18 protein-coding genes are annotated in these 24,982 nt (G+C 30.8%); 13 read left to right on the top strand and 5 right to left on the bottom strand.

Features of this window, described 5'->3' with window-relative positions; genetic code table 11:
- The first annotated feature begins 10 nt into the window (after positions 1 to 10).
- The 5 genes from K8354_RS16845 to K8354_RS16825 all read left to right on the top strand — a co-directional run bounded on the left by K8354_RS16845 (position 11) and on the right by K8354_RS16825 (position 7,070).
- Positions 11 to 913 carry a histone deacetylase family protein gene (locus tag K8354_RS16845; RefSeq protein ID WP_223443508.1) on the top strand — a complete coding sequence of 301 codons (903 nt, stop codon included), beginning with the start codon at positions 11 to 13 and terminating at the stop codon, positions 911 to 913.
- Positions 914 to 1,082: 169 nt separating this feature from the next.
- Entirely contained in the window at positions 1,083 to 3,452 is a 2,370-nt protein-coding gene (locus K8354_RS16840; protein WP_223443506.1) for an ATP-binding protein, read from the top strand.
- A 1-nt stretch (position 3,453) separates the two neighbouring features.
- Positions 3,454 to 3,819 carry a response regulator gene (locus tag K8354_RS16835; RefSeq protein WP_223443489.1) on the top strand — a complete coding sequence of 122 codons (366 nt, stop codon included), beginning with the start codon at positions 3,454 to 3,456 and terminating at the stop codon, positions 3,817 to 3,819.
- 2 nt (positions 3,820 to 3,821) lie between these two features.
- A complete protein-coding gene (locus tag K8354_RS16830) occupies positions 3,822 to 4,427 on the top strand; it encodes a biliverdin-producing heme oxygenase (RefSeq protein ID WP_223443485.1) in 606 nt (201 codons plus the stop codon).
- A gap of 312 nt (positions 4,428 to 4,739) precedes the next feature.
- Positions 4,740 to 7,070 carry a hypothetical protein gene (locus tag K8354_RS16825; RefSeq protein ID WP_223443482.1) on the top strand — a complete coding sequence of 777 codons (2,331 nt, stop codon included), beginning with the start codon at positions 4,740 to 4,742 and terminating at the stop codon, positions 7,068 to 7,070.
- 19 nt (positions 7,071 to 7,089) lie between these two features.
- Here K8354_RS16825 and K8354_RS16820 read toward each other — a convergent pair whose 3' ends face one another.
- The 5 genes from K8354_RS16820 to K8354_RS16800 all read right to left on the bottom strand — a co-directional run bounded on the left by K8354_RS16820 (position 7,090) and on the right by K8354_RS16800 (position 13,061).
- Entirely contained in the window at positions 7,090 to 9,306 is a 2,217-nt protein-coding gene (locus K8354_RS16820) for a xanthine dehydrogenase family protein molybdopterin-binding subunit (protein WP_223443479.1), read from the bottom strand.
- Between the two features lie 102 nt (positions 9,307 to 9,408).
- Positions 9,409 to 9,873, bottom strand: a complete 465-nt coding sequence (locus K8354_RS16815) for a (2Fe-2S)-binding protein (RefSeq protein ID WP_223443464.1) — start codon at positions 9,871 to 9,873, stop codon at positions 9,409 to 9,411.
- Between the two features lie 178 nt (positions 9,874 to 10,051).
- The gene (locus K8354_RS16810; protein WP_223443461.1) at positions 10,052 to 10,318 is read right to left on the bottom strand and encodes a glycosyl hydrolase 53 family protein; all 267 of its coding nucleotides are present in this window, start codon (positions 10,316 to 10,318) and stop codon (positions 10,052 to 10,054) included.
- Between the two features lie 389 nt (positions 10,319 to 10,707).
- Positions 10,708 to 12,144 carry an SLC13 family permease gene (locus tag K8354_RS16805; RefSeq protein WP_223443458.1) on the bottom strand — a complete coding sequence of 479 codons (1,437 nt, stop codon included), beginning with the start codon at positions 12,142 to 12,144 and terminating at the stop codon, positions 10,708 to 10,710.
- A 20-nt stretch (positions 12,145 to 12,164) separates the two neighbouring features.
- Positions 12,165 to 13,061: an alpha/beta hydrolase family protein gene (locus tag K8354_RS16800; RefSeq protein WP_223443455.1), complete on the bottom strand. Its 897-nt coding sequence runs from the start codon at positions 13,059 to 13,061 to the stop codon at positions 12,165 to 12,167.
- 23 nt (positions 13,062 to 13,084) lie between these two features.
- On the opposite strand from K8354_RS16800, the gene pdxR reads away from it, so the two are divergent.
- From pdxR to K8354_RS16760, 8 genes are all read left to right on the top strand, one after another.
- Positions 13,085 to 14,626: a MocR-like pyridoxine biosynthesis transcription factor PdxR gene (gene pdxR / locus K8354_RS16795; RefSeq protein WP_223443452.1), complete on the top strand. Its 1,542-nt coding sequence runs from the start codon at positions 13,085 to 13,087 to the stop codon at positions 14,624 to 14,626.
- Between the two features lie 91 nt (positions 14,627 to 14,717).
- A complete protein-coding gene (locus K8354_RS16790; RefSeq protein ID WP_223443448.1) occupies positions 14,718 to 16,442 on the top strand; it encodes a T9SS type A sorting domain-containing protein in 1,725 nt (574 codons plus the stop codon).
- Positions 16,443 to 16,490: 48 nt separating this feature from the next.
- Positions 16,491 to 17,495: a lamin tail domain-containing protein gene (locus K8354_RS16785; RefSeq protein ID WP_223443445.1), complete on the top strand. Its 1,005-nt coding sequence runs from the start codon at positions 16,491 to 16,493 to the stop codon at positions 17,493 to 17,495.
- Between the two features lie 16 nt (positions 17,496 to 17,511).
- Positions 17,512 to 18,912: a C4-dicarboxylate transporter DcuC gene (dcuC, locus tag K8354_RS16780; protein ID WP_223443442.1), complete on the top strand. Its 1,401-nt coding sequence runs from the start codon at positions 17,512 to 17,514 to the stop codon at positions 18,910 to 18,912.
- Positions 18,913 to 20,061 (top strand): beta-aspartyl-peptidase, encoded by a 1,149-nt coding sequence (iadA, locus tag K8354_RS16775; RefSeq protein WP_223443427.1) that lies wholly within the window; start codon positions 18,913 to 18,915, stop codon positions 20,059 to 20,061.
- A 1-nt stretch (position 20,062) separates the two neighbouring features.
- Positions 20,063 to 21,379, top strand: a complete 1,317-nt coding sequence (locus tag K8354_RS16770) for a porin (protein ID WP_223443424.1) — start codon at positions 20,063 to 20,065, stop codon at positions 21,377 to 21,379.
- A gap of 1 nt (position 21,380) precedes the next feature.
- Positions 21,381 to 22,910, top strand: coding sequence for a M14 family metallopeptidase (locus K8354_RS16765; RefSeq protein ID WP_223443422.1), 1,530 nt, complete (start codon positions 21,381 to 21,383; stop codon positions 22,908 to 22,910).
- 20 nt (positions 22,911 to 22,930) lie between these two features.
- The gene (locus tag K8354_RS16760; protein ID WP_223443419.1) at positions 22,931 to 24,196 is read left to right on the top strand and encodes a putative porin; all 1,266 of its coding nucleotides are present in this window, start codon (positions 22,931 to 22,933) and stop codon (positions 24,194 to 24,196) included.
- Positions 24,197 to 24,982: the final 786 nt, after the last annotated feature.

Genomic DNA, 24,982 nt, shown 5'->3' with positions numbered 1-24,982 from the left:
AATATAAAAAATGTTAAAAATAGCCTATCACCCTATTTACAAACACCCCTTAAAAGAAGGGCATCGTTTTCCGATGGAAAAATATGACCTTTTACCACAACAGTTATTATATGAAGGTACTTGTAATCAAGACAATTTCTTTGAACCAGAAATCCCTAATAACAAACACTTTTTTACAGTTCATGATCCTGAATATTTTTTTGATTTATTAAACATTACTTTATCACAAAAAGCAGCCAGAAAAATAGGGTTTCCTTTATCTGAAGTTTTAATAGAACGCGAAATGATCATCGCTGACGGAACGATGAAAGCCTCTGAATTTGCTCTAAAAAACGGAATCGCCATGAATATTGCTGGCGGCACACATCATGCTTTTTCGAATCGAGGTGAAGCCTTCTGTATGTTAAATGACCAAGCTATTGGGGCAAAATATATTCAAAATAAAGGTTTAGCCAACAAAATTTTAATAGTCGATTTAGATGTTCATCAAGGAAACGGCACTGCTGAAATTTTTAAAAATGACACCTCTGTCTTTACTTTTTCTATGCATGGAAAAAGTAATTATCCGTTTGTAAAAGAACAATCTGACTTAGATATTGCCTTAGAAAACAACTCGAAAGACGTCGAATATTTATCAATCTTAAAAGATGTTTTACCAAAACTCATTCTTCAAGAAAAACCAGATTTTATTTACTACCTATGTGGTGTAGATGTCATCGAAACCGATAAACTAGGGAAACTTTCTTTAACAATTAACGGATGTAAAGAACGAGACAGATTTGTTTTACAAACTTGTTTTGACTTAAAAATTCCTGTTATGTGTTCTATGGGTGGCGGGTATTCTAAAGATGTAAACATTATTGTAGACGCCCATGCCAATACCTTTCGACTGGCGCAAGAAATTTACTTTTAAAGCCTCTTAAACAAATTTTTTTATGCTAAGTTTTTCTGTCTTATCTTTTAAATTATCTTTATAAACTTTGGTTTCATGTGTAATAAATAACCAAAATTTATTATATTTATTAAAATTTAATCTCGTTCACAGATTAACAATTAATAATCGACTCCAAAAAACATAGCTTTTGAAATTTGATAAATCAATTCTTTCACAATGTGATGATGAAACCATTCACTTATTGGGTAAAATTCAATCTCACGGGTTTCTGCTTTCTTTTAGCAAAACAACGAATAGATTAAATTATGCAAGTAAAAATAGCCGTTCTTTTTTTGGTGAAGAGTTGATTTCTCCGCAAAAAGAGATACAAGATTTCTTTGATGAAAAGGTTATAACGTATTTTGAATCATTAAAAACACAAGACTTCTCTAACGTTTTATTTTCCAATGAAGTAACCTTGAATAATAGAATATTTCTGCTCTTTTTCTCTAACTCAGGTAATTATATCAATATAGAATTAGAAGAACAAAATGAGCATCATTCCAAATTTCAAAACTTTGATAAATTTAAAGTAATCAGTAAAAATTTAAAAGAATACGATTCTTTAGATGATCTATTTTCAACAACCGTTGACCTTTTGCAAGATTTTACAAATTTTGATAGAACAATGATTTATCAATTTGACAAAGAAGGAGATGGCGAAGTAATTGCCGAAAAAAAAACTTTTAAACTTGATTCTTTTTTAGGATTAAAATATCCTGCTTCTGATATTCCTAAGCAAGCAAGAAGATTGTATTTAACAAATTTAAGTAGATCTATTAAAAGTATCGATGATGAAGGAATTGGTATTGAAAGTTTAAATAATGCAACAAACGAGTTAGATTTAAGTTACGCTGTATATAGAAGTGTTAGCCCTGTACACCTGCAATATTTAAAAAATATGGGTGTTACGGCAACACACGCGGTATCTATAATTATAGACAACAAATTATGGGGCATGCTTATTTTTCATCACTATGAATGCGAAAACTATTTAAATTTTAATACCCGATTTTTACTTGAATTAATTACTTCTAATTTAGCAAATACAATTCAATTACTAGAATTAAAAGAATTGAGAAACCATGAAAAATTGCAAAAAAGCCTTTTAGATAAAATTTATTATCACAATATTGATGGGGACTTTAGCGATATTTTTGTAGATAATTGGCTAGGTATTTCTAAGCAGTTGCAAGTTTGTGGAGTTACCGTATTGCATGAGCATAAACCTATTTCTAATTTTGGTATATATCCCGCAGATTCAGAAGTTTTACAATTACACGAACTACATAAAATAAAAAATAGCCAAGAAAAACTTCAGTTTTCTGATTCTTTACGATCTACAATTCCTACATGGAAAAATAAAAAAATTGCTGGCTGCGCATGTTTAACCATGTCTCATGATTCAGGACGTTATATTTATTTTTGGAGAGCGTCTAAAGAACAAATTATACATTGGGCCGGAAACCCAGATAAGGTAATGTCTACTAAAGAGATTAACAATACGTCTATTTTAACCCCAAGAGCCTCTTTTGCTTTATGGGTTCAAAAAGAAAAAAACAAATCAAATCCATGGCTTGCATCCCAAAAGATTTTTGCAAAAAATTTGTATGAAATCATTGTACAAAAAGAAATTAAACTTTACAAAAACATTTTTAATCAAAACAGCTTATTAGCAGATAGCAGTCGAAAACTAGAGATGCTTTTACAACAAAAATCAGATGAGTTGTTGAGGTTAAATCTTCAACTAAAAGAGGAATTAAAAGAAAATAAAGAAAAACAAAAAGAGCTGCAAATTGCCGTGAAAGCAAGTGAAGAAATAAACATTTTAAAAGCTAAAATATTGTCTAATGTTTCTCATGAAGTAAGAACTCCTATAACAAGTGTCATAGGCATGACGAGAGTATTATTACATAGAGATAAACTCGAAGAAAGCGAAAAAAATTTTGTAAATCTTATTTTAAAAAGTTCTAATAGACTGTTAGATACTGTAAATAAAATTTTAGTTTCTACACGTCTAGAAAAAGACGATGTAGAATTGGTGTTAGAAAACATAGATTTGGTTAATCTTACTTCAGAAATTCTAACATCACTAGAAATTGACGCTAGAAAAAAGTCCCAAAATCTAATTTTCCTAGCGCACAACAAATCAATAATGGCATTGATAGACAAACACTTTTATACTCAGATTTTCACCAATTTAGTAAGCAATGCTATTAAATATGCGCCCAATAATGGGCACATTGAAATTAATCTAAAAAAAGCGCTCAAAAAAGGAGAAAATTTTGTTCATTTATCTATTGAAGATAATGGAATCGGGATCAGCGAAGATGCTATTAACAAAATTTTTGAACCCTATTATACTGAAGAAAAAACAACCTCGCAAAGCGACCAAAGTTCTGGCTTAGGTTTGTTTTTTGTAAAATCTCACATTACCCTTTTAGGGGGTACAATTCAAACAAAAAGTACAAAAAATATAGGTACGCTATTTACAGTACTATTACCAACAAAAATCTAAAATGAAGACCCTCCTATACACAGAAGACAACGACATAAATCGATTAATTGTAGAAGAATTAGCTTGTGATGTTTATATAGTTCACGCTGTAGAAACTGCAAAAGAAGCCTTTGAATTGGCTAAAAAAGAAAACTATGACATCCTCTTAATCGATTTAAATTTAAATGACCCAGAAATTGATGGATTTGGAGTCATGAAAAAATTAAAAACGTATCCAAATCTTACCAATTCAATTTTTATAGCGCATACCAATTATTTTGGTGATGATTGGAAAAAAAAATGCTTAAACGCTGGTTTTGATTTCTTTTATCCAAAACCTTTTGAAGTAGATAATTTTAGTAAAATGATAGCATCAAAAGAACATTAAATATGATCCAAGAAATTTCACTTTCTGAAACTTTACGAAAAGAAACAAGAAAAGAACACACCCACACAGAAGGTGTTATGAATGCGAAAGCCATGTTTTCTGAGCAGTATTCTTTAGATTCTTATACGAAGCATTTATTTCATTTATACAAAGCGCATTGTTTGGTAAATTACATTCTTACAGAAAAGAAACTCTTAATTCCTTCAGAGAATTTACTACCTAAAAATAGGGTAGACGACTTAAAAAAAGACTTGTTAAATTTAAATTTTACTGATTTTTATCAAAATTTTTGTTTAAAAGATGAAAATTTATTCAAGTCCTTGCCCAATTTACTAGGCTTAATTTATGTAATAAAAGGTTCTGAATTAGGTGGTAATATTATTGCAAATCAAATTAAAAAACACAGAATTCATTGGAAAACTCCGAGTGCAGAATTCTATAAAGGTTCTGATAGTGATCATTTAAAAACATCATGGACAAACTGGTGCAACCAAGTAAATAAATTGGCTGACTCTGAAAAATTTATTGAAGCGTCTGTTACCTCTTCAAAATTAGCCTTTGCGTTGTTTGCAAATCCTGATGCATTTGCTGACTTTATATACGCCTAATATTATCAGAAATTTTGCTTAAGATCAAAGAAAAACTACCTATACTAAAACAGTACTTTTTTGAGTTTGTTACCAAAAGGTTAGCTATATTCCTAAAGCCGCATTGATTGCATTTTCAACTGCGCCTCCTTCGATTGGTAAACCTGGTTCTCCTAAACCTGTTGGCGATAAAATACTTTTAATAAAATTGATAAAAATAGTGAGATAGACCTAAAAATTTAAAAAACATCAATCTGAAATAATTATGAATCTGAAATCATATTTTATATTTAGCATAATTTTTAGTAAAATAATAAAACCTCAACTTATTCTATGAAAAAATTCTACCTACTACTACTTCTATTCTGTGTTTTTAATTTTTCTGCATCAGGACAATCAAAGGAAAAAAAGATCGATTCTTTATTCTCTGCTAGAAATAATGTGTACCAAGAAGTTGTTTATGCGCATTTAAACAAGTCTATATATGTTAAAGGAGAAATGCTAGCATTTACAGCCTACGTTTTTGACAAGAACACTAAAAAGCTTTCTAATGAAACCAATAATCTGTATTGCACTATCACAGATGAGCATAAAAATATTGTGGAATCTAAACTTTTTAAAGTAGAAAAAGGGATTGTAGATGGTTATTTTATGATCACAGATTCTATAAAAAGCGGATCCTATACGTTTACATCTTATACAAATTGGATGCGAAATTTTTCTCAAAAAAACTTTTTTTCGGATAAATTCAAAGTTATTGACTCGGAGTCTATATATTATTCAAAAAAAGTAGTCAAAGATTTTTCTATCGATGCCCAGTTTTTACCTGAAAGTGGTCATTTATTAGATGGTGTTGTAAATACAGTTGGTGTTGTCATTAAAGATACTCTTGGCCTTGGCGTTGCCAACCTCAAAGGACGTATTTTAGATGATAAGGATAACTTTATCACCTCTTTTCAAGTAAATCAAAATGGTATTGGACGGTTTTCATTTATTCCAAATTACCTGAACACATACAAAGCCGAAATAAACAACAGAAACAAATTGATAACGGTAAACATTACTGAACCTATTCAAAAAAAAGGTGTTCTTTTAAAAGTATCAAGAAACAAGGAAAACGCCCTTATATCCGTTAAAACAAATAATAGTTCTAAACTAAACAAGAGATATTCGTTAACTTTTCACAATGGTAAAGAGCTCAATACAATAGATATTGATTTCAAAAATAAAAGCGTTCTAACTACTAAAATTCCCTTTAAAAACTTACCAAGAGGCATTACTGTCTTTACGCTTTTTAATGAGCAAGAAAATCCCATTGCAGAAAGACTATTTTTTAATTATCATAAATTAAATATTATAAAAAGCACTAATACATTTCTAAAAAAGGAAGAAGATTCAGTAAATGCAACACTTCAATTTACGCAGAAAAATATTGGCTTTAATAACGTAAGTGTTTCTGTCTTGCCCAAAACAACAAATTCATATAAAAAAAATACAAATATTATTTCTCAGGTTTTAGTGCAACCCTTTGTTAAAGGGGTTATAGAAAATGCTGATTATTACTTTAAAGACTTCAATGAAAGAAAAATACAAGAACTCGACAATCTATTAATTACGCAAGGTTGGAGTAGTTATGATTGGAAAGATATGTTTATTGAAAACGATACCTTAAAATATAAATTCGAGAGAGGTATTTCTATTAAAGTAAACATTTCAAAAGTTAAAAAGAAAAGTAAATATTTTATTCATAGCCTATCTAACAAACCTCCTTTAATGATTGAGTTTGATGAGGAAGTAAAATCTTTTAGCCATACTGATTACTTTCCTATGGATGATGAAAAATTATATATTTCTAAGGTAAGAAGAAAAGGGAATTTAGCGCAACCAAACATACATATTGAGTTCAATATAAACAAAATCCCCAGCATTAAAAATCTTTATGGAGAGGTTGCCATAGCTCCAAATTATTTTTCATCTGAGAACTTTGTTGATTTCTCTAATTTTGAAAAACTAAATAAAACAGATGTTTTAGATGAAGTGGTAATCAAAGTTAATTTAGATAAAAAGAGAAAAGATAGTGTTAGAGGAAGAACTTTTGGGCGTGTATTCTTTCTGAACGATTTAGATCGAAATCAAACTTTGGCTAACTTTTTAGATTTTAGGCCTGCTTTTCGTGCCTATGATGATTGGAAAACTGGATATTTAGTGGTGTATAATAAACGAAAAGATAATAGTGCTCCTGCCATATTTTTAGATGGATTTCAAGTTTTTACTTTTGATATGTTATACGGTTATTTCTTAGATACTGTGGATTATATAGATATAGATACAGAATCTATGTGGGGTAATGGTGGAGTCATAAAAATTGTAACAGATCCTAAAAGATTTACTAATAATAGACCAACCGTTAAAGAAGTTAAATTTCCTGTATCGTTTACAAAACCAAAAAAGTTTTACATTCCTAAATACGAAAACTATAAAAATGCTATTTACAAAAAATTTGGAGTTATCGACTGGTTACCTATTAACAAAATAGATGAAAACGGACAACTTTCTTTAGATATAAGAACTAATCAACATGATGACATAACCCTTTATATTGAGGGTATTACCAAAAATGGCGATTTTATTTTAGAAGAAAAGACAATTACTCTGAAAGAGTAATTGATCTTTCTAATTTAATTTATCCTAAAACAGTGCTTTTTTTGAGTCCATTTACAAAAGGTTGTCGATAAAGACGTTTTCCTAAAGCTGCGTTAATTGCATTGGCAACTGCACCTCCAGCGGGCGGTAAACCGGGCTCTCCTAAACCTGTCGGCGATAATTCATTTTGTACAAAATGCACGTCAACTTTTGGTGTTTCTTGCATTCTAATCAATCTATATTTATCAAAATTTTGATATTCTGGCTTTCCGTTTTTAAAAGAAAAATCAGAGTACATTGCGTGTCCAATTCCATCTAAAACACCACCCTCAATTTGGTTTCTTGCACCCGTTGGGTTTACAACAATTCCACAATCTGCGGCAACGGTAACTTTTTGAATAACAGGAAAACCATCTTTTAAAACAATATCTGCAATTTCTGCAACATGTGTATTGTGGCTATAATATGCAGAAAAACCTTGAAATACGCCCTCTGAAGTTTCTCCCCAATGGGCTTTTTCTCTCACTAATTTAATAACATCTTCCATTCTCTGACCAGAATACTGAATTCTTTTATCTGTGGTTCCTTTTACATTTTGTAATAAGTCTAAACGTAATTGAATGGTATCCACATTTAATGCTGATGCTAATTCATCAAAGAAACTCTGCTCTGCATAGGCTAAAAAATTGGTATACGGTGCTCTCCAGGCTCCGGTGGTTACATTACTTTTATAACTCGCAGTATCTACTTTAAAATTAGGAATACATCCTGCAGGGAAAAAATTGGGAATTGAACCATACATGTTTCCATTCATCGCTGCTTCTTTTATATAATAACTAGTTACCATCCCATCTTTTAAAGCTGCTTTTATTCTATATTTTACAGAAGGTTTATAAACACCTGTGGTCATATCATCTTCTCTTGTAGAGATTACTTTTACGGGTTTTTGAATGGCATTCGATATTTCTGCCGCTTCATAAACAAAATCTCCGTACAATCTTCTTCCGAAACCTCCACCCATTCTTGTCATGTCTAAATGAATCTTTTCTAAAGGATGCCCTAAAAGCTCTGAAACCACTTGCGCCGCAAATTCTGGTGTTTGAACAGGCCCTACTAAATGTACTTTTTCTGCTGTAACATCCGCATAAAAATTCATGGGTTCCATACAGTTGTGGGGTAAAAACGGAGAATGATATGTTTTTTCAATTACTTGATCTGCACTTGCAAATGCTTTATTTACATCACCATCTTCTCTTCTAGTATTAAATTTTGAACCTTCTAAAATATCGGTTAAAACCTTATCATGATCCTCCGTACTTTCGGCTTTAGTATCCATTTTCCAAGTTGCTTTAAGGGCTTTCTTTCCTTTAATGGCCGCCCAAGTATTTTCTGCAACCACAACTACTTTATCACTTTCAGATATAATAAACGTCCAGTTATTTTTACCTGACTTTACAAAATTTCTTACTTTTTCTCCGATGGTGATTACATCGATAACTCCTTTTACTTTTTTGGCTTCAGAAGCATCAAAACTTTCTAATACTTGGCCAAAAACTGGAGGTCTTAAAACCGAAGCATAAACCATTCCGTTTGCTTTATAATCCAAACCAAACAGTGGTTTTCCTGTAACAATTTTATCAATATCTACATTGATGGCATCTTTGCCAATAATGCTAAAATCTTTTATTTCTTTTAATTTTACATCTTCCGGAACTTCTAACAAGGCAGCTTCTTTTACCACATCACCATACCCAAAAGAATCTCCATTTGCATTGGTAATAATTCCTTTCGATGCCATACAAGTACTTGCATCTACACTCCATTTTTGTGCTGCAGCATTGATAAGCATTTGTTTTGCTGTGGCGCCGGTTTGTCTTAAAGCATCCCAACTAGAGCGAATCGATTGACTTCCTCCTGCAATTTGTCTTGTATAATTTTTAGTATCTAAAGCTCCTTGAGAAACGGTTACATGCTTCCAATCGACATCTAATTCTTCTGCAATAATCATTGGCATCGATGTTTTTACACCTTGACCAATTTCTGGATTTGGAGAAAAAATAGTGACGTAGCCATCATCCGATATTTTTATAAATGCATTAAAATCGTTGAAGTTTAAACTTGCAATATCTACTGGCATTTTCGCTTCTGGTTTACAAGCTGTTAAAAAGTTAAAGCCAATTAACATTCCTCCGCCTGCTAACAATGAGGTTTTTAAAAAATTTCTTCTATTTAAATTTGTATTGAGTTGAGATTTCATTTTTTATATTTTTAGATTCCTGTTTCGCAATTAAATTGCTCATAAATATACAAGAATAATCATTTAAAGGTTTTCCTCATTTTAAGACTTTGAGGTCTCTATTTATGAAGACATTTTTTCTGATGCCAATTTAACCGCTTTTTCTATCCTATTATAAGAAGCACATCTGCAAATATTACCATGCATGGCTTGTCTAATTTCTTCTTCCGAAGGATTTTTATTTTCTGATAAAAAAGCAGAAGCTGTCATTATTTGACCAGATTGGCAATACCCACATTGTGGTACATCCAATTCTTTCCAAGCTTCTTGAATAGGATGTTTTCCATCGGCAGAAAGACCTTCTATTGTTGTGATGTTTTCATCACTTAAAATAGATACTTGCATTTGACAACTTCTTGTTGCCACTCCATCAATATGAACTGTGCAAGCACCACATTGTGCAATTCCACATCCAAATTTTGTACCTACTAAATTCAATTCGTCTCTTAAAACCCATAACAAAGGCGTGTCTTCGTCTGCGGTGAACGACTTTTTTTCTCCGTTAATTTGTAATGTATAGTTTGGCATAGAAAAATGATTTTAGTTATAATTTATGGTGTAATTTACAAAAAAATATTTCAGTTTTGTTGTTTAAATGTTTTTCGCTGTAATTTAATTCCGTTTTTGTTGAAAATTACTGAAAAAGAAAAGGATTATTTTTTACTTTTTTAGTTGAAATATCTCTTACTGCTTTAATTACTCAGTTTCACAAATATCCATTTCTAGACCAATTCATTTCTGCAGGTTTTGTATCTTTTTGCAAAATCATACTATTCGTTTCGTTTCCAACTTGCATCATTTCTGGAAGAACGTTTTTTACTTCTAATTTTTCTAGTGTTTTAAAAGTGTAATTATAAATTGAATCTTCTAGAACTTCTAAATTATAGAATTTGGGCAACCAAGCTTTAGGAATTTCTAGCTTGTTTGGATCTGCCCAATATTCAGAATAATGGAAATCTAGCAATACTTCCATTTTTCAGTTTTTTGCCTTTTTTATGGTTTTTTCAACATCTGTATAATTTGAATAAGCTGTCCAAGTTAGATTGTGCTAAAGACGAACTTTAACCAAGTTTGTATCTTCATTTTAAAATATTTCAAAAACGTTTTCTTGAGCTCCTTATTTGTTCTTGAATAAAACACCACAATTTCCCATTTCGTTTACATATGATAAATCTGCACCTAAGTAAAGTACTATTTCATCTTTAGAGTTATTCTCATATTTATCTGATAGACAAAATTGAAGTAAGAAAAGGCAAATTACCATAAGGAAATACTCAAAAAAAATGTGTAAGATTTTTTCACTATTAGAGGGTTTAAAATATTTCTGTGAATTTAATAAATTAAGCTATAATGCAGTAGAAACTATTTTAAGTTCCAAATTAAGGGTAGCAGAAAATAAACAATTAGTGTTAGTAGAATTATGGAAACGAGATTTAACCAGATTCCTTTTTTAACCATATCTTCTATTTTTAATAAGCCAGAGCCAAAAACAACTGCATTTGGTGGTGTTGCAACCGGTAACATAAAAGCACAAGAAGCTGCAACAGTTGCACCTACCAAAAGAAAGTAAGGATGAACGCCAATTGGAGTAGCCAAAGAAACTAAAACTGGAAGCAACATTGCAGTTGTAGCTAAGTTTGAGGTAATTTCTGTTAAAAAGTTTACAGAAGCAATTAATATTAATAATAAAACGATTAGTGGTAACGTTTCTAAAATAGTCATTTGAGCACCAATCCAAACTGCAAGTCCACTTTTGTCAAAACCAGATGCTAAAGCCATACCCCCTCCAAATAGTAATAAAATACCCCAAGGTAAGTTTATGGTGTCTTGCCAAGTTAAGATTGTTTTCCCTTTTTCTTGAGTGGGTAAAAGAAACAAAATTATTCCAGAAATTATGGCAATTATTGTATCATCTATGGCTGGCACAAATTGTTGGATAAAAAAAGATCTTGTTATCCAAGCAAATGCAGTTAGTATAAAAACAATAAGAATTGTTTTTTCTTCAAAAGAGATTTTTCCTAATTTTTTTAGTCGATTATCAATTTCACTTTTTCCACCAGGAAAGGTTTTTTGCTTAAACTTAAATGCAATTTTTGTTAAATATAGCCAGCATAAAAAAAGAAAAAGGATGCTAATGGGAAAACCAAAAGAAAACCATTGGGCAAAAGTTATTTCTGTACCATAAGTTTCTTGCACAACACCTGCTAAAACTAAATTTGGGGGTGTACCAATTAAAGTGGCCATTCCTCCAATTGAAGCGCTATAAGCAATTGCTAGCATTAACGCTTTTCCAAATATTAAATTTTCATCTTCAATCGTATCAGGGTTATCTTTTAGTTGCGCAACGATTGCCATTCCTACAGGTAATATCATAACAGCTGTTGCAGTATTAGAAATCCACATAGATAAAAATGCAGTAGCTAACATAAAGCCAAGAATAATTTGCGTAACATTAGTGCCTACTACTTTTATAATGCTTAGGGCAATACGGTTGTGTAAATTCCATTTTTCTATGGCTATTGATAAAATAAAACCACCGATAAAAAGAAAAATATATTTATGACCATAAGATGCTGTAGCTTCTTTTAAAGGCAAACCACCAGTTAATGGGAATAATACAATTGGCAGTAATGCAGTTATTGCTATTGAGGTGGCTTCAGTAATCCACCAAACAGCAATCCAAGCAGCACAAGCTAAAACTGCTTTTGCTTCTGCAGATAAACCTTCGGGTTTAAAAAAAAGTAGGATAATTATAAATAATACTGGTCCTAAAATTAATCCTATTCGTTTTTTTACCATTTTTTGTTTCTACTTATTTTTTATTTGAATAGTATATCTGATGCACTTTCTAAGGCTGCGCTATAATCGTGATCTAAACCAATATTGGTTTGTATTTTCCAATCAAAAGGGATATTATTTTCAGCTGCTAATTCTTTAGCTTCATTATAAAAATGATAGGCTCTTTGAAATCTATTAATACCTTGTGCATCTGCAAAATTATTTCTTCGTAAACCACCATCGTTTGGATTATTATCTAGCTCACCAACTTGAATGTAAACCTCTTTTGAAAAAAGGGTATTAAGTGTACTATTTTCTAAAATACTTTCTTGAAACCCGTAAGGAAAATCAATAGTAAAATTAGGAACAGTATACCAACCAGCAGCAGATACAACTATTTTATCAGAAGAAGTATTAGTGGTAAACATTACAAGTCTATGCGCAAATTGTGCACCTGCAGAGTGACCAATAATATGGTGCTTTTTTGATTTATTATTGAGCTCTTTTTTCATAAAACTAAAAATAGGTTCTACAAGAGAAAACGCCCATTCAGTTTCTGGATTTAAAGAATTTGGTGAAGGATTATCTCCATCATCATAAACATTACCTAAATTATAACCATCTCCTCCAGGAAAGTTTTCGATTGAAAATTCGGGTACAATTACTATAAATTGATGTTCATTTGCTTTAGCAATCATAGCATTTCTATAATCTTTTGCATTTCTTCCGCCACCATGAAAAACGATAACTATTGGCGTATTCTTATTGGTATTTTCAGGAATATGGTAATAAATAGGAATATTTTTTTGAGAATTTATATCTATAAATGTTGATGTACTAGTCTTTAAATTTGTTTCTAAAACCTCTTCAGGTGTAGAACAAGAAATTAAAAAGCATAAAAAAATTATAGAAAAAATTTTAAAATAGTTTTGAATCATTTTTAATGATTTTAATAAAGGAAATGCAAATTTACATACATTTACAATACCAATTATTTTTAATTATGAATACCAATTATATGTTTACAATACAGAGAATTCTTAAATCTTTAAAAAAACAAGAGCAAAATGAGAAAGAGAATAAATATATTCAATTATATAAAGCCATAAAAAGTTGTATAATAAATATTGAGTTGCCTAATAATTGGATATTACCATCAACCCGATTTTTAGCAGAAGAATTAAAAATTTCTAGAACCACAGTTTTAAAAGCTTATGAGTTACTGCTTTTAGAAAAGATAATTGTGTCTAAACAAGGTTCAGGTTACAGAGTAAATTTCAAAACCAATCTAACTGAAAAAGAATTAGAAAAACATTTGTTACATGATAAAGAAGCGTATCCAAAACTATCCAGTAAAGGAGAATCTTTTTTAAATAATGTATCTTTAATTAATCGATCTCCAGGAGCCAGTTTAGCTTTTAGACCTGGTTTACCACCCATTGATATTTTTCCTGTAAATCAATGGAAAAACTTATTGAATACGTATTGGCGTCATGTAAAATCATCTACACTATCTTATGCCAGATCTACAGGTATAGATCCTTTAAAAAAAAGTATTTGTAATTATTTAAATGTAAGTAGAAATATAAAATGCGATCACAAACAAATTGTAATTGTTTCAGGTTCTCTGCAATCTTTATATTTAATTTCGAGTGTTTTAATCGATAAAGGAGATAATGTTGTTATAGAAGACCCTGCTTTTCCTAATGTGCATTCAATCTTTAAAAGTGCGCAAGCTAATATACTTCCAATTTCTATAGATAATGATGGTATTGATATTAAAAAAATGAAAGAATTATCGCATTTAAAACCCAAAATAGCGCATGTTACGCCCTCTAACCATTATCCTTTGGGAATTAAAATGAGTTTAAGTCGTAGAAAGGAATTATTACAATGGGCGTCAATAAATAAAGCATTAATTATAGAAAATGATTATGAAAATGAAGTTGCAAATCATTCAATTAAAACGCCTAGTATTTTTAGTTTAGATACAGAAGATAGAACTATTTATATGGGCACTTTTAATCGATTATTACACCCATCAATTAGGTTAGGTTATATGATAGTGCCTAAGTACTTAATTGCTGCTGTTGAGGCTTTACAAGAACATTCGCATCGATTTGTTGCCCCTTCAATTCAGGTAGTTATGAATCAATTTATAGAAAAAAATTATTTATACAAACACATTAAAAATACTATTGAAGTTGCTCAAGAAAGGCAAGAATTATTTATCTCAGAATTCAATGATTGTAAAAATATGACCATTCATAATACAAATTTTGATAGTCTTCATTTGGTTGCAAAATTTAATAAAAACACATCTGCAAAAGAAGAATCTATAATTATACAAAAATTAAAAGAAGCTCAAATAACTTCACATTCATTAACTAAGTGCTTTATTGGCAATCAAAAACAACAAGGATTAATCTTAGGATACTCATCAGTAAGACCAAAATTACTTCAACAGAAAATTAAAAAATTAGTAAAAATTGTAAATTCATAACTGGTATTCTAATTATTATTAAACCGGTATCTTCAATAGGTATTATTTAAGTTTAATTTTATACTTTATTAATCATTAAAAACTATCTCGCATGAAAAAATTTTACTTTTTATTTTTATTTATCTCGTTTAACGCTTTTTCACAAAATGTTACAATTACAAAAATTATTGAAACAGATTGTAGTTCTCCTTTTGTAAAAACTGTGGAGTTATATGTAGATGGTACTGTAAATTTTTCTACAGAGGTTTTAGTAAATTATATGCAAAATGGAGCATCTTGGTCTGAAAATCAAATTGATGTTTCAGCATTAGGAACTATAACCGATTCTTTTGTGTACTTAGTAAGAGATCTTGATTTGATGAAAGCAGAGTTTCCTTCAACAACTTTCGATGCTACAAATACAGTAGTAGTGGGTTCATCTACAAATGGCGATGATGGCTATCAAGTTGTATTGAATGGAAACATAGTAAGCCAGTTTGGAAGAACAGAAACAGATGCAGATAATGATACTGTTTGGGAGCATGATGATTCTGTAGTTTCAAGAAAATCTGGTATTCCTGATACTGGAGTTTGGGACGAAACACACTGGGATTACAGTGGTAAAAATTCTCTTGATGGAGAAAGTAAATGTTCAGATCCTGCAGGTGCTGGACTTGAAGCTTTCTTTAATAATTTAGGAGGTACCTATCCTTTAGGATCAGGTTCAGGTTGGACACCAACAGCAGATACATGCACAACTACATTAGGAGACATTAACACTTCATGTAATACTGCACTCGCAGGGGACACAGCCGATACATACACTGCTTTTGTTGATTTCGCTGGTGGAAATATTGGTAAAACATTCGTTATAACAACAACTACTGGAACTATTGGAGGTGATAACCCAACGGCAACAGCAATAGGAACTATAGAAATTACTGGAATTGCAGAAGGCACAGATGTTACAGTTACTTTAAAAGATACTGCAGATGGTGGTGTTTGCGATTTAAGTGCCACAATAGAAAGCCCAGATTGCATTCCATTATTAATAAATGAAGTTTTATTTGATCCTGCAGGTGATGATGATCAAACTACAGAAGTAGAAGGTGATGCAAATGGAGATTTAACAAGAGATTCTGCTCAAGATGAGTTTATTGAATTTTATAATAACTCTAATGACCCCTTAGACATAAGTGGATATAAATTATACGACGCCAATGGTTTAACAAATAATGAACCAAGACATATTTTCCCAGCATCAACAATTATACCTGCCAATAGCTTTTTAGTTTTATTTGGAGGAGGTGCACCAACAGGAAGTTTTGGAGGTGCTATTGTACAAACAGCTTCTGAAGGAACAGAGCCTGAGCTTAACTTATCAAATAGTGACGATATAATAACCATAACAAATACAAACGATGATGTTGCTCTAGTATATAGCAGTTCATCAACAGGTATTAGTCATAGTCAAAACCAATCTGTAACTAGAAGTCCAGATTTAACAGGTAGTTTTGTGTTGCATACGGATGCTAATTCAAGTTTAGCTTTTTCACCAGGTTTAAAAATTGATGGGTCTGTTTTAGATATCGATAAATTTACACAAAGTAGTTTTAATATTTTTCCAAATCCAGTTTCTAAGTTTGAGAGTTTTGTTGCCATACAATCTAATTCAAATGAAAAATTAGATGTAAGTGTATTTAATGTTTTAGGAAAAAAAGTGAAAAGTGAATTCAATAATAATCAGCTAAATATTGAAAATTTGGCAACAGGTGTTTATTTAATTAAAGTATCTCAAGCAAATTCGTCAATTACTAAAAAGCTGTTAATTAGGTAGTAAATAGCATCAGTTTACACTTATTTAGAAAATTAAATCAATACGAAAATGAATATTTCAAAATTTTTATATAAGAGTTTTATTGCCTTATTTTTAGTGAGTTTATTCTTGGTTTCTTGCGAAACAGATGATATTCTACCGGCAGTAGAACTTACAGTAGATGCTGTTAATTTGGGTGAAAATTCGCAATCTGTTGTTTTAACAGCCACTCTAAATAGTAGTGCTACCGAAAATATAACAATTCCGGTTACATTTACAGGTACAGCATCTGCCTCAGATTATACATCAACATCTTCATCAATTTCGATTTCTTCAGGAAGAAATACAGGTACTTTAACAATTTCAAGTATCCAAGATCAAGAGATAGAAGGCCCAGAAACAATAATTATAAATATTGAGAATACTTCTGGGTTTTTAGTATTGGGTATGAATGAGATTACCATTTCTTTACAAGATGATGATTCAGATACAGATAATGACGGAGTTTTGGACGCAAATGACAACTGCCCAAATACTCCTGGAGATGTAAATAATAATGGATGTCCTTTTTTAGGGTTTTTAATAAATGAAGTGTTGTATGACCCTGCTTCAGGTAGTGCAGGTGACGCAAATGGAGATGGAACAAGAGACGCAAATGAAGATGAATTTATTGAGTTCTTTAATTCAGGAAATCAATTAGATATTTCTGGTTACACCATAGAAGATGCTAGCAGATTAAGACACACTTTTCCCGAAGGTTCTATTGTTCCTAGAAATGGTGTGTTAATAGTCTTTGGAGGCGGTACACCAACAGGGAGTTTTGATGGTGCAGTTGTTCAAACAGCTTCAGAAGGTTTATTAAACATGTCAAATTCAGGAGACTTTATGACCATAAAAGACACCTCTGGAAACGTAATTTTAACTTTTGATGTGGAACCCCTTTCTAATAATCCAGATGAATCTTATACAAGAAACCCAGATTTAACTGGCAGTTTTGAGCAACATTCAAGAATAGACGCTACAAATAGAGCGTTGTTTTCACCAGGAACAAAATTAGACGGATCATCATTTTAATTTCTAAAAATTTAATTTGAGCACTTATTTAGGCATTTTTATATCGTTATTTTTTATAGTAATTGTTGCAAGACTTTTACTAAAAAAACACAATCCTCATGCTGTTTTATTGGTTGCAGGATTGTTAATGCTGGTAATAGCTCAGCTATTGAATTATAATTTACCAGCATTAAAAAATGATACAGGTTTTGCTGGTTTCAATTTGTTTAGATACATCAAAGAATCGTTTTCAAAAACGAATGCAGGTGTTGGCTTAATGATTATGTCAATAGGAGGTTTTGTTGCTTATATAGATAAAATAGGAGCTTCTAAAAAGCTTGTCCAAGTAGCGATGAAACCTTTAAAATTATTTAAAAAATATCCATATATAGCAGCATCTATGGTTATACCAATTGGCCAAGTTTTGTTTACGGCAATTCCATCTGCAGCAGGTTTAGGCTTACTTTTAATGGCTTCATTATTTCCAATTTTAGTAAATTTAGGTGTTAGTAAATTATCAGCAGTTTCTGTAATAACAGCAGCTACAGCATTTGGTATTGGCCCTGCATCAGCAATAACAGCTAGTGCAACTACAATAACAAATATAGATACCATTGTTTTCTTTTTAGATTATCAAATTCCTCTGGTTTTACCTTTAAGCTTATCAATGATGATAAGCTATTACTTTGTTAATAAATACTTTGATAAAAAAGAGAAAGAAAAATTAAAGAAAGTTGAGGTTGTTATAAAAGTAAAAGAAGCTGAAGGAGAGAAAGAAGAAAAAGTAGAAATTAAAACTCCGGTAATTTATGCTTTAATTCCTGTACTTCCAATTCTACTATTAATTGTATTTTCAAAAATTTTTGATTTTTTCCCAATTCCAATCACCTTAGATACTACAACTGCTATGTTCATTAGTTTGTTTGTAGCGCTCCTTTTCGAATTGATTAGAATAAAAAACATTAAAAAAGTAATGAACTCATTACAGGTTTTTTGGAACGGAATGGGGAACATTTTTAAAACAGTAGTTACATTAATTATTACAGCAGATATTTTTGCAAAAGGATTAATTAGTTTAGGTTTTATTGATGGTCTAATATCTGTTGCGGAAAATGCAGGTTTTGGCGCAATTGGTATTGGTATTGTAATGACTATTATGATTTTTTTAGCCTCGATGCTTATGGGAAGTGGAAATGCATCCTTTTTTGCTTTTGGGCCTTTAATACCAAAAATTGCAAAATCTTTAGGTATAGAAAGTAGCTCAATAATTCTTCCTATGCAACTATCAGCATCTATGGGTAGAACAGTTTCGCCCGTAGCTGGAGTACTTATTGCAACAGCAGAAATTGCAGGGGTTACCACATTACAAATAGTAAAAAGAAACTTAATTCCTTTAACCATAGCATTAATAATAATGTTAATATATCACTATATATAAATGTTTACACTATTAAAAAATACAAATTTATATGCACCTAAAGCTTTAGGTAAAAAAGATATTCTTATTGTTGGTGAAAAAATTGTTGCTATTGAAGATAATTTAGACGCTTACATTAATAAAAATACAAATATTTGGGATGCCAAAGGGAAAACAGTTACTCCTGGTCTGATAGATCAACACATTCATGTAATTGGAGCTGGAGGAAAAAGAAGTTTTTCTTCGATGACACCAGAAGTACAACTATCAGAATTGATAGCTTGTGGTACAACCACTATAAACAGTTTATTAGGTACAGATGGCACAGTTAGAGATATTAGAACATTGTATGGTAAGGTAAAGGCACTAGAGCAAGAAGGTATTTCAACATCTATGTTTTGTGGTTATTATGGTGTAGATACCCCAACAATAACTGACTCTATACAAGCTGATATGATTTTTATTGATAAAGTCATTGGTTGTAAAATAGCGATAAGTGATATAAGATCTTCTTATCCAACAGCTACTGAGTTGTTAAGAAAATTAAATCAAATTAGAAATGGAGGTTTCATTGGAGGTAAAAAAGGGATTTTGCATGTTCACCTTGGAGATTTAGATACCAAAATGGATTTACTTTTTGAATTGGTTCAAAAACATCAATTTCCAATAGAACATATCTCTCCAACACATGTTGGCAGAACTGAGACACTTTTTAATCAAGCAATAGAGTTTGCTAAATTAGGAGGTATGATAGATATTACAACAGCTGCTTCACAATACATTGCTCCCTACAAATCTGTTTTATATGCTTTAGAACAAGGTGTGTCTATAGAAAATTTAACCTTTAGTACAGATGGTCATGCAGGTTTAACAAAGTTCAGCGATCAAGGCAATGCAATTGGTACTAAAAGCGCTTTAATTAATAAAAATTTAGAAGAAACAGTTTTACTAGTTAAGAAAGGAAATCTACCAATAGAGGAAGCATTTAAACTAGTAACTTCAAACCCAGCAAAAAATTTAGGTTTAAAATACAAAGGAATCATCAAAGTAAATAATGATGCAGATTTCTGTGTTTTTGATAATGACTTAAATTTAGTTGATGTTTTTGCAAAAGGAAAACAAATGATGAAAGATGGCGTAGTTATAGTAAAAGGAAATTTTGAATCTTAAGATGAAAAATAAAACGATGAACAACTTTAAACTAACTATTGTTTTTTTAGCTCTATCATTGAGCTTTACATCAATAGCTCAAAATACAGAATTGTATAGTTACAGTTTTGGAGAAGGCTATAATTTTGAAAATGCAAATGGCAGCACAATTAAATTACAAGGATATATTCAGCCAAGTTTTGAGTCTAAAAGTTTTACAAACGAAACTACAGAAACAGCCAATAGATTTAGAATGCGAAGATTGCGTTTAAGGCTCTCAGGAAACTCAGCAAATCAAAGATTTAGCTATCGTTTTCAAGTAGATTTGGCAGGTGCTAATGAAGTTGATACAGAAGACAATAACTACTTGTTAGATGCTTTTGTTTCTTATGCAATAACTAATAGAATTAAAGCAACATTTGGTCAAAGAGCAACATTTACAGACAATAGAGAACTATTTATGAACTCTAATGCTTTGCAATTAGTTGAAAGAAGTCGCTTAACATCTGCTTTTGCAAGTATTAGAGAATTTGGGTTATTTCTCGAAGGACGTTTTAGAACGGGTGGAGGTTCTCAGTTAAAATCTTATTTTGTATTAACAAATGGAGACGGCGCAAACGTTTTTGCTGGTGACAGAGGAGGTTTAAAAGTAGGTGGACGATTAGATTTTTTACCTTTTGGTTTATTCACAAACTTTGGGCAATTTAGGCAAGCAGATGTAGTTAGAGAAAGAGCACCTAAATTAGTTGTTGGAGTTCACTTAAGTCAGAATAATGGCATGAGTAGTAGAAGAGGAAGAGCAAGTGGGTCTATAGTATACTTAAATGCTAATGATGAAGAATCATTACCAGATTACACAAAATATGGAATAGACTTTTTATTTAAATATCGAGGGTTTTCTGCAATAGGAGAATACATAAGTTCAAGAGCATCTGTTCCCGGAGACATTACCCAAAGGGTTAGAAATAACGGAACTACATCAACAACCTTTTTAGTAAATGGTGCACAAGATATAGAAAATTACGTGAGAGGAAGAATGATGCTAGGTGAAGCCTACAACATTCAAATGGGCTATCTATTCAGAAATGGTTTTTCCATTGATGGAAGATACACACACTTAATTGGAGACGAACATTCCTTTTTAAATAATGCTACTTTTTACAATAGACCCAACTATTATACTATTGGAGTTAGCAAATATTTATCTAGAAGTTATGGAGCAAAAATACAAGCATCTTATACACATGTAGATGGTAAATTAGGTATTAACGATTTACAAGGAAATGCAATTATGGGTAACGAAAATCTAGTAAGAATAATGCTAACACTTGCATTTTAGAATGATAAAACTTGGCCACATACTATTATTATTTATTTCAGCTTCTGTTTTTGGGCAGTTAAACCCGCAAACAAAGAGCGTAACTAAAAAAATTTTTCCAGATTTTGAAGAGGTAAAAAATGTAACCCCTGCTTTAAAAAAGGAAAAAGGTTTTACAACAGATGAAGAGTTGTATGCTTTTTTAGAAGGCTTAGCAAAAAATCATCCTAACAAAGTACAGATTTCTTATATAGGTGAAAGTCAAAAAGGAAAGAAAATACCTTTTGTTAAAATGACGAACCCCAATCAAAAAGAAAAAATAAAAGTTTTCTTTCAAGGGGGATTGCATGGAAATGAATTGGCGAGTACAGAGGGAGTTTTATATGTAATGCATCAACTTTTAAATGATAAAAATTACACTCATTTATTAGATGATATAGATTTGGCAGTAATACCAATGGCAAATATAGACGGCTATTTAAAAGAAAGTAGATATGCTGCAAATGGGCTAGACTTAAATAGAGATCAAACTAAATTAATGGCAAAAGAAAGTGTAATTTTAAAACAAGCTTTTTCTAATTTTAACCCAGAAGTAGCTTTGGACTTTCATGAGTACACTGCTTATAGAAGAGATTTTTCAAAGCTTGGAAATTTTGGTGTAGCCAATATATTTGATGTAATGTTTTTGTACAGTGGCAATTTAAATGTCCCTAAAAATTTACGAGAATTCACTGAAAAATTATTTGTGAAAAATGCTTCAGATCTTTTGAATGAAAACAAATTAAGAAACCATCCATATATTTCAACTACAAAATACAGAGGAGATATCCACTTTAATCAAGGTTCAATAAGTGCAAGATCTAGTGCTACAAATTATGCCTTAACCAATACCATTTCTTCTTTAGTAGAAATTAGAGGTGTAAACCTTGGAAGAACCAGTTTTAAACGAAGAATACAATCTATTTTTTTAGTAGCTACATCTTATTTAAAAACAGCTATTGCACACAAAAAAGAGCTAAAAGAAGTAATTCAAAAAGCTATATATGATGAGAAAGAAATTGTGGTTACCAGTAAAAGAAAAGTATATACAAGCAAATTACAAATGCTTGATTTAGATACCGAAAAAATTATTGAGTTAGAAGTAACAAAAAGAGATGCTTGGTTATCTTCTGCTGTATTAATAAGACCAACTCCAAAAGCATATTTAATTGATGCAAGTCAAAAAGAAATAATTGAAAAGTTAAAAACTTTAGGGGCAAAAATTAAGGTTTTAGAAGAAGATAAAAAAATTGAGGTTGAAATTTATAAAATAATAGAATATAAGAGAAACTCAAAAAAATATGAACAGATGAATTTACAAAAAGTAAAAACAGAAATTCATAAACAACAAAAAGTATTTGCTAAAGGAACATTTATGGTTTCTTTAAACCAAAAAAACGCGAATTTAATTGTAGAAGTTTTAGAACCAGAAGCCCCAAATAGCTTTGTCAGTTTTGGAGTTTTACCTACAGAGAAAGATGCAATATTACCTATTTATAGAATTTTAAAATAAAAGAATAAATACAATCGAATATGAAACGATTTCAGAATTTTAATTACGCAAAAACACTTTGTACCTTTTTATGTGTTTGTATTCCATTTTTTGCTGTTGCTCAAGATGATGATGATGATGATAATTTTGAAGACGAACCCCGTAACAAAGCAACCTTTAATTTAGGCAGTGGTTTAAACTTTTCTTTTAATGATGGCGATTATTATTTTAATATGAGCGGTTTTATTCAGCCATCTTATCAAAATATTAAAACATCAGGTTTAGATGCAGATAATAATTTTAACTCTAAAAGAACTTTTTTACAGTTTGCAGGAGCTGCAAAAGAAGAGAAAGTTAGCTTTTTTATTCAAATAGATTACAGCTCATCAGACCCTTTAATGGATGCTTGGGTTGCCTATCATCCTACAGAAAAAATTACAGTAAGTTTTGGTCAAAAACAAACCTTTGTAAATAACAGAGAAATGACTTATCGAGAAGACAGATTGCAGTTTAACGATCGTAGTTTTTTAAGTCAAAATTTTAGCAATACCGGTCGTGAATTTGGTGTTTTTGTAGCATCTAAGTTTGGCGATAAATTTGGAATTTCCCCAATGTTTTCAGTAACTTCTGGTGATGGAAGAAACTCATTTGGTACAGATTCTAGAGATACAGACTTAGGGGGTTTAAAAGTGGGTGGTCGTTTAGATTTGTTTCCTTTAGGTTATTTTAAAGAAGGAAATGACCTTACAAGTGTTGATTTAGGCAGAGAAGAAAACTTAAAATTTGTTGTTGGATTTGCTGGTAGTCTCAACAAAGGTGTAAGTAATTCAAATGGAGAAGGACATGGAGATTTTTTATTATACAATGGTGACGGAACAAATAACTTACCAGATTACAATCAATTATATGCAGATGTTTTATTAAAATATAATGGCTTCTCTCTACTCGCAGAATATGTAAATACAAGTGCAGATAATTTAGATTTGGTATTTACAGATGCCAATGCAACACAATTGTTGGCACCAACACAAATTAGTCAATTTTTAGTTTTGGGTGATAGTTTTAACGTCCAAACAGGCTATGCAACAGAAAGTGGTTTTAGTTTTGATGCACGTTACGAAAGTATGAGTCCTGAATTTGAAAATCAAACTACATCAATTTTACAAGATGGAAATGCTTACACTTTTGGAATTTCTAAATATTTTAAAAATAATAGCTTAAAACTACAGACTTCATATAGCAGTATAAACCCTTCTGTTGGTAATAATTTGTCTCAATTTCAAGTATTAATGCAAATCGCTTTTTAATCCATTTATTTTTAAATTATATGATAAAAAAAAAGCAAACTATTCATTATTGTATTGATGTTTTCTTTCACCAATATTGAACAAAATTTAAGCTCAAATACAACAGGTTCATTTTTTTGAAACTAGTAGAGCTTCTGCACAAAATCTTAACACCTCTTTTAATTGAGAAAAAAAGAAATAGCAAACGTAGCTCATAATACCCAATCAATGGCTAATAATACCTTGCAACATGTTTTAATGAGCACATCGTCAATTAAAGATAATAATATCTTCAAAAGGCTTTAATATTCATCCAAACCCAACAAAGGGAAAGTTGTTTATACATATATAAGATAAATGAGCTTAAACTTTATTCTATAACTGGAAGTTTATTAAAAACTTTTATAAAGAAAGAAAACGTAAACTTAGAAACTTTTCCTCCTGGTTTTATATTTTAAAACATTGTTGTCCGATAAAAGATAAAAAGACCGCTTTCGCTGTTAGAATCAAGAACAAAGACTTGATTTTAACTAACTGAAAAACAATATTATTACGATTTTAAATTTTTCGAGACACCATAAATTCTAAAGCGTTTTTAAAAGTAAGGTGTACTACTTTCAAAGCTCCTGAAAATCAATACTATCAATACTTTAAAACACTTTAGCTAATTTTAATCGGACAACACTAATTTTAAAAGTAAATAGAAAGGAAAAAAGCGCATTTTATGACTGTAATTTCAAATGATTTAGGGCATAAAAAAATCCACTAAAAAAGTGGATTTTGCTACTTCTAATAAGTATTCTTTAG

It is taken from the genome of Polaribacter litorisediminis, from assembly GCF_019968605.1.
GTDB classification, from domain to species: Bacteria; Bacteroidota; Bacteroidia; order Flavobacteriales; family Flavobacteriaceae; genus Polaribacter; species Polaribacter litorisediminis.
Note: the sequence above shows the minus strand (reverse complement) of the source record. Positions and strands in the feature narration are given on the sequence as shown.

Coding starts and splice junctions, on each gene's coding strand:
- K8354_RS16825 (WP_223443482.1), top strand. CDS start 4,740: ATGAAAAAATTCTACCTACTACTACTTCTATTCTGTGTTTTTAATTTT.
- iadA (WP_223443427.1), top strand. CDS start 18,913: ATGTTTACACTATTAAAAAATACAAATTTATATGCACCTAAAGCTTTA.
- K8354_RS16790 (WP_223443448.1), top strand. CDS start 14,718: ATGAAAAAATTTTACTTTTTATTTTTATTTATCTCGTTTAACGCTTTT.
- K8354_RS16760 (WP_223443419.1), top strand. CDS start 22,931: ATGAAACGATTTCAGAATTTTAATTACGCAAAAACACTTTGTACCTTT.
- K8354_RS16770 (WP_223443424.1), top strand. CDS start 20,063: ATGAAAAATAAAACGATGAACAACTTTAAACTAACTATTGTTTTTTTA.
- K8354_RS16815 (WP_223443464.1), bottom strand. CDS start 9,873: ATGCCAAACTATACATTACAAATTAACGGAGAAAAAAAGTCGTTCACC.
- K8354_RS16800 (WP_223443455.1), bottom strand. CDS start 13,061: ATGATTCAAAACTATTTTAAAATTTTTTCTATAATTTTTTTATGCTTT.
- K8354_RS16765 (WP_223443422.1), top strand. CDS start 21,381: ATGATAAAACTTGGCCACATACTATTATTATTTATTTCAGCTTCTGTT.
- K8354_RS16805 (WP_223443458.1), bottom strand. CDS start 12,144: ATGGTAAAAAAACGAATAGGATTAATTTTAGGACCAGTATTATTTATA.
- K8354_RS16835 (WP_223443489.1), top strand. CDS start 3,454: ATGAAGACCCTCCTATACACAGAAGACAACGACATAAATCGATTAATT.
- pdxR (WP_223443452.1), top strand. CDS start 13,085: ATGCAAATTTACATACATTTACAATACCAATTATTTTTAATTATGAAT.
- K8354_RS16845 (WP_223443508.1), top strand. CDS start 11: ATGTTAAAAATAGCCTATCACCCTATTTACAAACACCCCTTAAAAGAA.
- K8354_RS16830 (WP_223443485.1), top strand. CDS start 3,822: ATGATCCAAGAAATTTCACTTTCTGAAACTTTACGAAAAGAAACAAGA.
- K8354_RS16820 (WP_223443479.1), bottom strand. CDS start 9,306: ATGAAATCTCAACTCAATACAAATTTAAATAGAAGAAATTTTTTAAAA.
- K8354_RS16785 (WP_223443445.1), top strand. CDS start 16,491: ATGAATATTTCAAAATTTTTATATAAGAGTTTTATTGCCTTATTTTTA.
- K8354_RS16810 (WP_223443461.1), bottom strand. CDS start 10,318: ATGGAAGTATTGCTAGATTTCCATTATTCTGAATATTGGGCAGATCCA.